Source organism: Olivibacter sp. CPCC 100613 (assembly GCF_036959255.1).
In the GTDB taxonomy this organism is placed as follows: domain Bacteria; phylum Bacteroidota; class Bacteroidia; order Sphingobacteriales; family Sphingobacteriaceae; genus Olivibacter.
In genome coordinates this window covers 184,856-197,691 of sequence record NZ_JAWMTI010000003.1, presented here as the reverse complement: position 1 = coordinate 197,691, position 12,836 = coordinate 184,856, and the positions used below count along the sequence as shown (strand labels likewise).

Genomic DNA, 12,836 nt, shown 5'->3' with positions numbered 1-12,836 from the left:
TTAAGACAGTGGGCTTACTTCTGCAAAAAAAATGACGACCTTTTAGAACAATGATAATTGATTATTTGTTGATTTTGGTAGGTAGAAGTTCGAGACAGTGACACCTAGTAATCGCACAGCTTTACCTTCAACGGGAGCTGCCTTCAAAAGATCGATTGCAAAAACTTCTAACTGATCAAGGTCGATTGGACTTGGATGCGTATAATTCCGTGTAATCTGCCTGAAATCGGCAAATTTAATTTTGAGTGTTAAGGTGCTCCCTTGCACTTGTTTCACTTCCAGCCTCCTAGCGACTCGTAGCGCTATTATCTTTAATTCAGCGATGAGTTCTTGCTCTTCAATCAAGTCGCGTGCAAATGTATCCTCTGCACCGATCGATTTAAGCTCGCGAAACGTTTGAACAGGCCGGTCATCTATTCCACGGACAATATCGTAGTAGAAATTTCCAACTTTTCCAAAGAGATTGATTAAGTGGGCCTTAGATAGTCTTTTTAAATCGGAGCCTTTGTAAATCTGCAAACTATTCATCTTTTTTGCCGTTACTTTGCCGATCCCATGAAACTTTTGAATGGGCAAAGCTTCAATAAAGGCTTCAATCTTTGACGGACCGATAAAGGTAAGTCCGTTAGGTTTGTTCATATCTGAAGCTATCTTGGCAACAAATTTATTCGTAGACACGCCAGCCGATGCGGTAAGATTAAGCTCGGATCGGATAGCTTCTTTTATTCCCTTTGCAATTTCGATTGCAGAACCGATTTCCAGCTTATCTTCACTGACGTCCAGGTAAGCCTCGTCCAGTGATAAAGGTTCAATAATATCCGTGTATCGATGGAAAATAGCACGTATTTGATTGGAAACAGATTTGTAAACTTCAAATCTCGGTCGTACAAATACTACGTGAGGACAGAGCTGTTGCGCTTTCCTGGAAGACATGGCGGAATGAATGCCAAAAATTCTTGCTTCATAACTTGCCGTTGCCACTACGCCTCGTTGATCCGGTAACCCACCGACAACAATGGGAATACCTCGATAAGCTGGATTATCTCGTTGCTCGATTGATGCATAGAAGGCATCCATATCTACGTGAATAATCTTGCGGAGCAACATAATAAATAAAAATGCTTTAGGCTTTGTTTCTCAACAGAGACAAAGCTAAATTTTCCAACTCATCTAAATCAAAGGGCTTTTTAAGATAACTGTCGGCTCCTGCTTCTTCCGCTAACGTGGGTAGATTGCTATTGGCAGAAAACAAAATAACAGGGATCTCACTTAAACTGGGTGTACTTTTTAACGTTTGAGTTGCCTTTACACCACCTAGTCCGGGTATCCAATTATCGATTAAGATAATATCCGGCATCGCATTTTCTACCTGCTCTAGAATATCTTTACTATGAGGAGACGATACAACCTCAAAATCCAAATTTTCAAATACTACCGAGCAGAAGTAAAGTATATCCTCGTCATCGTCAAGAATCAGTATCTTATTACGCATTCTATTCTATTGCTTTTTACAAAAATACCTTTTTTGTACTAGGCGTCTAAATTTTCAACTATTATTTTACGCAAACCCGTCCGTGTAAGTAAATATAATTCCTATGATTACTAAATAATATTGGCTATATATAAATCAACTGCTAAAGTTAGCTAGATTGTAAAAAACGGAGTAAGTGCACAGGTACCCGTGTTCATAAATATCTTAACAGATAGTACATATAACTCATCAATAACACTTTTTTTTGTGATAAATCGAGGGAATGGCGTGGAAATTGTTCTGTTAATTCTTGTGGTGGGCAATAATATCCCATGACCACGTTATATAATAGATACATTTATTAAAATACGTAGAAATGAGAGCATTTAACAGAACTAGAAGAAGATACAGCATGGCCTTTGGCACACTTGCATTGTTATTAACTATTTTGACCAATTCAGTTGTATATGGGCAAGCACCTGTTCAATCGCAAACTCCACAAGTAAAAGAAGATTTTAAGGAAGAGGAGCTTGATCAATTCCTCAATGCCAACCAAAAGATAACTGATATACAAACGGAAGCCCAAGGCGAGATGGTCAAAATTATTGAAAAGGAAGGAATGTCCGTTGAGAAATTTAACACCATGGCCGAAGCACAGCAGAAGCAAGACAGTACAGTAGCAAAGCAAGATCCAAAAGATGTGGCGGTATTCCAAAAAGCAGCGGAGCAAATCAACGGTATGCAACAGGGTTTGGAAGGGAAAATGGCAAAGGCAGTTGAGGAAGAAGGATTAAAAGTGGAAACTTATTTGCAGATTGCTCAAGCATATCAGCAAAGTGAAAAAGTCAGAGGCATATTAGATAAGAAAGTTAAAGAAAAACAGGGGAAGTCTGCGGGAACAGAACAGAAATAAATAAACCTGCTTATTTGATCAGGACTTCAGGAACAGAATAAAAAGAAGGCCATCATTCATAGAAATGATGGCCTTCTTTTTTTAAGAATTTTACACCGTTATATGAAAAAGGGTGGACGACGAAAAAAAATAAAATCGATCGGCTAATTGAATTATCGATAGGTTTATTATCGACCTCTTTCAAGTATCAAAAAGTGAAAATAAAATCATCGTTAGGATAAAAGGATTATAGTGAACATCACTTAGTTTTGACAAACCATTTATTAATACCGAAGAAGCAAGATGATGCCGCAATTTAACTTATGTCTTTCTGCCTTTCTATTTCTTTTTCTCATTGTATGCCATGCTATCGAAGTTAAATCTCAAGGAATTGAACACAATCCGTTCAAGAAGACAATTACTTTAGTAACTCCAGATACCAAGCTTTCAATAGTAATAGATTATGCTGAAGGCTGTCGGGTAAAAAGGCTTGATTTAAATGGAAAAAATAAGCTTTCTGACCTAGGGATTTATACCGGATTTCGTATAAAAAATGAACAATTTTCTTCCCGGGGACTACTTCAAAATATCCAGATTAAAGAAAGTGTCAACGATATAACACTCGAAGGCATCCGCTTTGGTAATCAAGATTTGACAGTAAATGAAAATTGGAGTTTTCGCCTTCAAAATAACCGTATTTTATGGGAAATTACCAGAACTTATAATAAGGATGCCTTAGTCGAAGAGCTAGCGCTTCCCAAATGGAGCTTTTCAGACCTCTCAACTTGGAAAGGCGGTATTTTTGATAATGGTGGAATGGTGTGGTGTAAATATTTGCAACGAGAAAACGATACATATGGTGTTCATACTGCCGGTGTTACGTTATGGAATGAACACTTGCCTGATGCGTTGCGTATCAAAGCGAGCGCAATGAATGGAGGAAAACTGGCTGCAAAATATTCACATGGCGAAAACCGTACCTTTACAATTATTCAATCAGTAAGTGAAAACACGATGAAGCCGCGTTATCACTTGAGCCGTTTTGTTTCCCAAAAAACAGATGTATTTGCTCCTATAGAAGTAAAAAAGAGTACCGTAAAGTTGCAACTTACCTTAGCGTATGTTGATTATCCGACAGAATATAATCGAGGTGTATTGCCGAGTATTGATGCAGAGGCTGTACGCGAGTTGATGAACACGACAGGGAGGTACGGGGTAGTAGATAATAACATTGTTGGAGCAAATGGCTGGCTGACCAATTGGAAGTGCTTACATGAACCGTTTTTTGCGCAAATAGGTATGGCGCTGAATGATACAAATTATGTTAAAAATATGTCCGCAACACTGGACCAAGAAAGGAACCAAGCTGTATTACCAGATGGTCGGGTGCTCTCGCGATGGCATAACGCCCCTGGCGATGAGATGCAGGGTACCTATAATTCTCAAACCGGCTATTATGAGGCCATGTGGGGATATACCATCGATTCGCAAACAGGTTATGTTATCAACACTGCCGAGCAATTTGCTTTGAACGGTGATCTGAATTGGTTACGTGGCCATCAAGTCAGTTGTGAAAAAGCGCTCGATTGGTTGATTAAACGTGATTCAAATGGTAACGGAATTTTTGAAATGATGAATGAGGGTGTGACTGATAAAACAGCCAGTGACTGGTTGGATATCGTATGGGCCAGTTTTGAAAATGCCTTTGTAAACGCACAGCTATTCGAGGCACTTAGGCTTTGGTCAGAATGTGAACGTGTTTTGGGCAGTCCGAAAAAGGCAACTTATTATATGAAGATTGCAGAATCGCTCAAAGATTCGTTTAACAAACCGGTAGAAGATGGTGGGTTTTGGTTGGAAGAAAAAAAACAATATGTGTATTGGCGTGATAACGATGGCGCTGTGCATGGGGATAACTTGGTAACTCCTATAAATTTTGCGGCAATAGCATTCGGACTTTGTGATGATCCCCAACGGATCAAATTAATCTTGGATCAAATCGAGAAGCGGACGGAAGCGGAAAGACTGTTTCACTGGCCTCTGTGTTTTGATTCGTTTAAGAGGGAAGAAGTAAGCGACGGAAATTGGCCATTTCCAAAATATGAAAATGGTGATATATTTCCAACCTGGGGCTATTTGGGCGTTAGGGCATATGCTAAATACAATAAAGATATTGCTTTAAAGTATATTCAAAACATTCTTAAACAATATAAAAAGGACGGACTCTCGTCTCAACGGTATAGCAGAACTACGCAGCTCGGTCTGGGTGATGATGTACTATCGGGTATTTGTACAAGCATTACAGCACTTTATAGAGATATATATGGTGTGCGTCCACAATGGAATCGGATGGGGCTGGAACCGCATATAACAACTTCGCTAAACGGAACCAAATTTTCATATATACTCCGTGGTGTAAGTTATCAGATAGAATTGCGTGAGAACGATTATCGATTATCAGCTGCAGATTTTTCCGTGAAATCTAATCGTGCATTTGGCGCAATTAAAACCGATAATGTTCTTCGCTTTTATCCCCATAATCGGGAAGAAATGATGTTGAGCATCAAGGAAATGAATAATGGTCATATCGATTTGATGATCGATTCCTGTACCAAAACAAACTTTTCGTTCAATATTGCACCAGGTGAGTATGTTCTTATGTTTGAAGGTTTGCCGCCATCGGAAAATTATACGGTGTTGATTGATAATCAGTTGAGAAGTGTTCGCACCTCTAAAGAAGGCACGCTGTCATTAAAGAACATGTTTGTATCAACAACCCACTTTGTTTTGAAAAAAATCGATAAGCCTAGGGCCGACTAATAATTGAGTAATGGATATAAAAATACTTAGCCCGTTATGGGGATATGAGTGTTTGGAATATAAAACCTTTCTTGAGAAGGTAAAAAAAGCAGGTTATGATGGATATGATTTGTGGTTACCTGACTGTAAAAAAGACCGACATTTGCTCTATAACTTTCTCCAGAAACATGAAATGACTTTGGTAACACATCAACATGCTGCGAATGGCCGTACATTTAATGAGTTTAAAGCTTCTTATGTTCGGGAACTGCTAGCATGTGCTGAACCAGGACCTCTGCTTATCAATTCCCATACGGGAAGGGATTACTTTCCATTGGAACAGCACATTGTTCTGGTTGACATTGCAGAAGAAATTTCTGCTAAAACAGGTGTCGTTATTGTACATGAAACCCATCGGGGGCGACTTGGCTACTCGCCGCAGATGATGCAAACTATTTTTAATCTACGTAAACAGGTTAAGATAACTGCAGATTTCTCTCATTGGACCTGTGTAACAGAAAGCATGCTTCAATACTTTGAAAACACCGTGAAGGAAGCAATTCGTCGTACACGGCATGTGCATGCACGTATAGGGTATGAGCAGGGGCCTCAAGTCCCTGATCCGAGAGCCGCTAAATATCAGTACGCACTCAATCACTTTCTGTATTGGTGGGATCAGATCGTCGAAACTAATAAAGAAATAGGAACCAAGTTGTTGAGCTTCACCACGGAATTCGGGCCTTTTCCTTACATGCCCGCTGATCCTGTTACCAGCGAACCCCTAGCAGACCAATTTGAACTTAATTGTTTTATGAAAAATTTGTTGGACAGCCGCTATAAAAGAACTAATGGTAGTCAGTTCGGAATGCTTTAGGAGAAACGCCATTTTTTTTCTTAAACAAGCGTGAGAAATAAAAGATGGATCCAAAGCCCGTTTTATAGGCGATCTCATTAATAGTTAGATTGGTCGATATCAATAATTCTTTTGCTTTATCTAATCGTAGATCAAGATAATATTGATTAGGAGATATGCCAGTTATCTCCTTGAAACTTTTCCTGAATTTAGAATAACCCATGGGGAGCTCTTTTACCATCTCTTCTAAATTAACCGGATTTTCAATTGATTCCTGAAGTAGAAACTTTGCTTTCGATATCAATTTTGATTGGTGGTTAGCGCCCTGCATTCGATATTTTGATATTGCATTTAATAAGCCCAATATCTGAAGTGTAATACCGGTGATGATTTGTCGATAACCTACCTCGGCTGCAATTACCCTTCCGATCAAATCGCGAAACAATTGTAAAAATTCTTCATTCATCCCAACTTCTACGAAGGGATTTTCAGGCGTGAATATCCCTTTTTGCATCAGCTGATCGGGGTAGGTTCCTTTAAAACCAACCCAATACTCTTCCCAACCGGATTGCGGATGAGGTTTGTATCGATGCCAAATACCTGGAAAGAGAAAAAAGCAAGTGCCTGCTTTAACCTTTGACGCTTTTGTACGTGCAGATTCTAACACACCTTCTCCCTTTGTGATAAAAACGATGTAGTACCCATCAAGAATTCGCCCTTTATCCCATGTGAAAGAATGGTCAATGGGATGCACTCGATTATTTGGATAGTTTTTATTAGGTCCAACCTTTGCAGAGCCAACCGTATTTATATGGAAACCCCAATCTTTCTCAAAAGTGCTAATGCTAAGATATTTACGATAGTTTTCCATCTAGATTTTCTCAAAACATAAAAATAGAATATCTTTTCAAAAAGTGCAAATTATGAAATATGTTACGATCGAAAACAAAATAGAGATCAAGCGATTAAATAAGATTGTGACAGTTGAATATTGATTTGTATATATATAAAAATGCTTGTTACCGTCTGTATTTAGTCATTTATAACCTAAATATTTCCTTCTTTTATAGAGTTATATAGCTGATTTCTACATTATAAAAATATCAAAAAGTATAAATAAAAGTATTTTTTGGTAAAGTGAAAAAGGAATGCCTTTATTTATTTTTGTTTAACCGATTAACAATTATTTACCATTAAATCAGTACTCAAATGAATACAACAATCAGCTCAACACAGATTGAGTTTTATCAGGAAAATGGTTATCTCATTATAGAAAATTTTCTCAATAATCATGAACTGGAGGTTTGGAGAGAGGCAGTGAGTGAGGCAGTTAAGCAGCGACAAGGTCAGAAAATTCCGGGCAAAAACAGTCTGGTTGGCGAAGATGATGGTATCAATTCAGATGCTGAATATTTTGGCAAAGTGTTCGATCAAATGATCAACTTATGGCAAACCAATCAGCGGGTAAGCAAGTTGATGTGCGATCCGAAAATCGGAAAAATGGCCGCACAATTAGCTGGTGTAGAAGGTATTCGTATATGGCATGATCAGGCCTTGATTAAAAAACCATGGGCCAACCCAACTTCTTGGCACCTGGATACGCCATTCTGGTCCTTTTCAGATAGGAGAGCTCTCTCAATCTGGGTTGCCCTGGACGATGCAACCTTAGAAAACGGTTGTCTTTTTTTTATTCCAGGTTCACATAAATTGACAGGATTCGAAAATCCCGGAATCGGGAAAAATATGGATGCTATATTTTCCTTTTACCCAGATTTTGCAAAGGCCAGGTCTGTATCGGCGCCCATGAAAGCAGGTAGCTGCTCTTTTCATAATGGATTAACCATTCATGGCGCTCATGCGAACATGACGTCAGGTATGCGCCGAGCGATGACCTGTGCCTATATGCCTACTGGCAGTGTGTATAATGGAATCCCGAACATTCTACCGGAAGCCTACTTGCATCAGCTTAAAATTGGTGATCTTTTAAATGATGAAAACCAAAATCCACTGATATTTACTGCATAAATATACAGGATATTTCAGGTCGAATAGCAGACTGTAAATGATAATTTGAGGATACCACCAAAAGCCTTGTTAAAAAGCTTCTATCTTCTTCCGAAGGTGAAAGGAGTCGAAAAAATAAATTAACCAAAACTAAAAATTATGAAAAGAACTGAATTGCTTTTGAGGGCGAGGGGGCTATTTCTGTGCCTTCTTGTACTAAACCTTGTTGCGTTGCCAACCTGGGCAATGCAACAAGGTAATATGCACGGGAATGTAGTCGATAGCCTTTCGGGAGTGGCTATACCCGGCGTTACAGTTGCCGTTAAAGGAGGCGCCGGACGGACGACAACGGATGCCGCTGGAAATTTCGTTCTAGTGGTTAAGGCTGGTGAGACCCTCGTGTTTTCATCCATCGGATATAAGCAGGTTGAGATAAGCATCAACAACCAGGCAGAATTACGCGTGAAAATGTCGTCCATTAGCGAAAATCTAAATGAGGTAGTCGTGGTGAGTTACGGTACCCAAAACCGACGGGCAATTACTGGAGCGGTGAGTCAGTTAAACGCAAGTCAAGTGAAAGATATTCCGGTGGCAAATATCGGGCAGAAACTCCAAGGCAGATTTAGTGGAGTTCAGATCAATCAGAATTCTGGAGCCCCTGGGGCAAATATGTCTTTTCGTATCCGAGGAGCGGCGTCCATTAATGCTGGAAATAATCCATTAATTGTGATTGACGGTTTTCCTTCCATGAGTGGACTCGAAGCGATAAGTCCAAATGAAATTGAAACTATTTCCGTGCTGAAAGATGCGTCTGCAGCATCGCTTTACGGCTCACGCGCTTCCAATGGGGTAATTCTTGTTACAACTAAACAGGGGAAACGCACTAAAAGTGTTGATTTCTCTGCCTTTGGAGGAGTTATGGTTGTACCTAAAAAAGGTAGACCTGATTTGATGAACGCGCATCAGTTTGCCCAATTCAAAAAAGAATATTATGAAGATGCTGCGCGTTATGAGGGTTACACAGGAGGCATACCCGAAGTTTATCAAAATCCAGAACAATATGGCCCCAAGGATGGCACGGATTGGTATGATGTACTATTACGGAATGCATATATACAGGATTATAATTTAACGTTATCTGCTGGGGGTGAAGATTTGAAATCACTCACTACGTTGAGCTATAATAAACAAGAAGGTGTTGTATTGAACACCTTTGCGAACAGACTCAACGGTCGTACCAATAATGTGTATAATGCGACAGAAAATTTAACCATCGGATTAAATTTGGCAGGTACTTTTCGTCGAAGTCAGGTAACTCCTGGTTTGGATAATGGTAGGAATATTATCCAGCAAGCGTTCTTAATGGATCCGACTTTAGCATATAAAAACCCCGATGGAACTTATCCGGTTGCTTTTTCACAGCCCGGTATGTTTCCTAATCCCAACTTCTACCGTGTTTTAACCGAACGGATAAATCCGGTGGAGCAAACAACGCTACTTGCAAATGCTTTTGCCTCTTATAAGATATTGCCAGCCTTGGAATATAAATTGAGTGTCAATGGCAATATAGAAAACGCTGTTAATAGGTCGTTTACACCCTCTACGGCTCAGGGTGGGTTAGGAGGTGCCCCACCACAGCCGCCATCAGGAAATTACAATACTACTAAATTCCATACCTGGTTGGTGGAGAATACGTTGAGCTATCGAGTAAGCTTCTCTGATAAACATAATATCGATGCCTTTGTTGGTTACACTTTTCAGAAATTCGGGTCAGAAAATAGTACGATTCAAGCATCGGAATTTCCCGACGACAATGTACAGTGGATCAACGCCGCTACGACAAGGATCGGTAATGTTGGTCATACCGAATCTTCTCTTTTGTCTTATATCGGAAGACTGAATTACGATTTTGATAACAAATATCTTTTTTCGGTCGCATTTAGACGGGACGGTTCTTCACGTTTTGGTTCAAATAAAAAATACGGAAATTTTCCTTCCGTATCGGTAGGTTGGCTTGTTTCAGAAGAAAATTTTATGCAAAATGTGTCTCCAATCAGCTTGTTGAAGTTAAGAGCCAGTTATGGGAAAGTAGGTAATAATAACATTGGAGATTATACCTATCTGGCTTCTGTTATTTCAGATAATTACGTGTTCGGCAACCAAGTAACACCTGGGAAAATGCTAAATGGAATAGGCAATGCATTTCTAACTTGGGAAACGACTGAAAGCTATGATTTAGGTATGGAATTAGGTTTTTTCGAAGGACGATTGGCCTTGACATATGACTATTATTGGAAAAAAACGGACGGACTCCTCTATGCAATTGATATACCTGTTCAGTCGGGCTTCAATAACATAACCTCCAACATTGGACGCTTTGATTTCTGGGGACATGAATTTGCTATTGAATCAATAAATATGACCGGTCCTTTCAAATGGACGACTAACCTAAATATTTCATTTGATCGAAACAAAGTAATAAAGCTGGGTACGAACGACGCACCGATAGGCGGTTATGCCTTGTATTGGGATGACAATCGTACAGCAGTTGGCCATCCTATCGGTTTATTCTATGGTTACATAAACACGGGCGTATATATGACACAGGAAGAGTTCGATAGCCAACCACACGGTGCTTCTGATATGGTAGGTACAGCTCGGTTTGCAGACGTTAGCGGCCCGAACGGAGCCCCGGATGGTATCATTGACGAACATGATCGGACGTTTATCGGTAATCCAAACCCTGATTTTACTTATGGAATTACCAATACGATGAGCTATAAGGATTTTGATCTGAGTGTAGTAATGGCTGGCTCGGTAGGAAATGATATTGCCGATGATTCCTTTCAATCAACTGAGAATCTGGACGGTGTTTTTAATGTCCGGAAGGATGTTGCTAATAGGTGGAGATCACCAGAAAATCCAGGTGATGGCATCTATCCCAGAACGAGAACCGGCACCACGGCCAGTTTCCGGAACTTTACTTCGCGGCAGGTATTCAGTGGCACCTATCTTGCCATTAAAAATATAACCCTAGGTTATAATTTAGCAGTGAATGCAAAGAGCGGGATCAAGCGTGTTCGTCTGTACCTGAGCACACAAAACCCATTTATTTTTAGTAGGTATCCAGGTATGAACCCAGAAGCCGGCATATCAGGTCTCAATGGCTTAAATCAAGGTCGCGATTTTACTGCTTATCCCATAGCCAAAACATATACGGTGGGAGTAAATATAGGCTTGTAACTTAAAATATAAAAAATCATGAAGACGAAAATGATATTTTTTTGGCTTGTTATATTTGCTATGACTTCTTGCAAAGATAGCCAATTGGATCTGACACCGCAGACAAGCGTCAGTTCGGTAACCTTTTTTAAAAATGAAGCTGAATTTCAGCAAGCAGTTGTTTCGGCTTATAGTAATCTCAGAACGATTGCATATACGGGTATATATATGGATGAAATGCGTTCTGATAATACGTTCTTCACCTATTACTCATCAGATAGGGGAACAGAAACGAGTGTGGAGGCCATGGCCACCTTCCTCGATAATAGTTTGTCAAGTGCAGAACCAAACAATCCAGGTAATAGATATGGTAACGATTACGCTGGTATAGCCAAGGCAAATACAGTACTTAGTCGATTGGAAACAAGTCCTATTGAGCTTTCTTCAGAGGTGTACGATGATCTTTCCGGGCAGGCGCTTTTCCTGCGTGCATTTTACTATTTCGATTTGGTAACCCATTATGGAGGGGTACCAATACATGTTGTGGAAATTACTGCTGAACAGGATGCTTTCTTACCCAGAAATACTATTGAAGAAGTTTATAATCAGATTATTGAAGATCTAAATAAGGCAATTCCCAAACTTCAAATAGCGAGTACTTTTCCACAGAGCGGTCGGGCCACCCAAGGTGCTGCAAAAATGTTATTGGCGTATGCTTATATGTCTAAACCAAGCCCCGACTATGCCAAAGCAGAAATGGAATTGCTGGATATAACTCGGATGAATTACGAACTTTTAACAAATTATGAGGATATCTTTGACATAAACAATAAAAATAACAGAGAATCTATTTTTGAAGTTCAGTTTAAAGCAGGAAATGATGGTCAGCAGAGTGATTTTATCTGGCGATTTATTCCCAAAACGACGAATAGTGAAGCGATTTTGGGCTTACAAGGAACAAATGCTCGTGGAGGACTTTCAAGTGGTGGGTGGAACGTGCCTACGCAAGAGATGGTAAATTCATACGAATCCAATGATAAAAGGTTGGCTGCTTCTATAGGCGTCGCTGTAGGTACACAGGTGGGGGAGGCTTTAACGATTAACTCCGTGGAAAGTCCAGTTAACTTTGCAGCTCCGCAGGGGAAAGTATTCCGGTATTTTATACGAAAGTATCTTCATCCTCCTTATCAAGTGGAATGGAATACGGGTGATAACTGGCCGATTTATCGTTATGCGGGCGCCTTACTATTACTGGCGGAATGTTTGGTGAAGCAAAATAAACCCATGGACGCTTTACCCTATCTCAATCAGGTTCGCCGCCGAGCGGGTTTAACAGATTTATCGGAGGCGACGGAACTAGCCGTGGCGAATGAAATGCGACATGAGCTTGCCTTTGAAAACCATCGATGGACTGATCTGATCCGCAATGGAAAAGCAATTGAAGCGCTCACCCAAAAAGGACAGCGCTTAAAAGCGATGAATGGATGGCTTTTGCCTGGTTCATTCGATGTGACGGAAAATAGATTGATTTACGCTATCCCTTCACGTGAAATATTGATCAATACGAATTTAGTGCAAAATCCAGGGTATTAAGT

Annotated in this window: 9 protein-coding genes; 6 read left to right on the top strand and 3 right to left on the bottom strand. The window is 39.9% G+C overall.

Annotated elements, in window-relative coordinates:
* Positions 1-42: 42 nt before the first annotated feature.
* Together dinB and RYH73_RS11795 are read right to left on the bottom strand one after the other, a co-directional pair.
* Complete coding sequence (dinB, locus tag RYH73_RS11800; protein WP_335313637.1) at positions 43-1,107, bottom strand: DNA polymerase IV; 1,065 nt, start codon at positions 1,105-1,107, stop codon at positions 43-45.
* A gap of 16 nt (positions 1,108-1,123) precedes the next feature.
* Complete coding sequence (locus RYH73_RS11795) at positions 1,124-1,492, bottom strand: response regulator (RefSeq protein WP_335313636.1); 369 nt, start codon at positions 1,490-1,492, stop codon at positions 1,124-1,126.
* A 355-nt stretch (positions 1,493-1,847) separates the two neighbouring features.
* Between RYH73_RS11795 and RYH73_RS11790 the strand changes: the two genes are divergently transcribed.
* From RYH73_RS11790 to RYH73_RS11780, 3 genes are all read left to right on the top strand, one after another.
* Positions 1,848-2,384, top strand: coding sequence for a DUF4168 domain-containing protein (locus RYH73_RS11790; RefSeq protein WP_335313635.1), 537 nt, complete (start codon positions 1,848-1,850; stop codon positions 2,382-2,384).
* 282 nt (positions 2,385-2,666) lie between these two features.
* Positions 2,667-5,183, top strand: a complete 2,517-nt coding sequence (locus tag RYH73_RS11785) for a hypothetical protein (protein ID WP_335313634.1) — start codon at positions 2,667-2,669, stop codon at positions 5,181-5,183.
* Positions 5,184-5,193: 10 nt separating this feature from the next.
* Positions 5,194-6,036: a sugar phosphate isomerase/epimerase family protein gene (locus RYH73_RS11780; protein ID WP_335313633.1), complete on the top strand. Its 843-nt coding sequence runs from the start codon at positions 5,194-5,196 to the stop codon at positions 6,034-6,036.
* Here the strand turns inward: RYH73_RS11780 and RYH73_RS11775 are convergent.
* Positions 6,008-6,886: an AraC family transcriptional regulator gene (locus RYH73_RS11775; RefSeq protein WP_335313632.1), complete on the bottom strand. Its 879-nt coding sequence runs from the start codon at positions 6,884-6,886 to the stop codon at positions 6,008-6,010. The two genes, RYH73_RS11780 and RYH73_RS11775, sit on opposite strands and share 29 nt — an antisense overlap.
* 338 nt (positions 6,887-7,224) lie before the next feature.
* Here RYH73_RS11775 and RYH73_RS11770 point away from each other — a divergent pair, with 338 nt between their 5' ends.
* From RYH73_RS11770 to RYH73_RS11760, 3 genes are all read left to right on the top strand, one after another.
* Positions 7,225-8,040, top strand: coding sequence for a phytanoyl-CoA dioxygenase family protein (locus RYH73_RS11770; protein WP_335313631.1), 816 nt, complete (start codon positions 7,225-7,227; stop codon positions 8,038-8,040).
* A gap of 138 nt (positions 8,041-8,178) precedes the next feature.
* On the top strand, positions 8,179-11,262 hold the full coding sequence (locus tag RYH73_RS11765; protein ID WP_335313630.1) for a SusC/RagA family TonB-linked outer membrane protein: 3,084 nt from the start codon (positions 8,179-8,181) through the stop codon (positions 11,260-11,262).
* Between the two features lie 18 nt (positions 11,263-11,280).
* The gene (locus RYH73_RS11760) at positions 11,281-12,834 is read left to right on the top strand and encodes a RagB/SusD family nutrient uptake outer membrane protein (RefSeq protein WP_335313629.1); all 1,554 of its coding nucleotides are present in this window, start codon (positions 11,281-11,283) and stop codon (positions 12,832-12,834) included.
* Positions 12,835-12,836 lie beyond the last annotated feature (2 nt).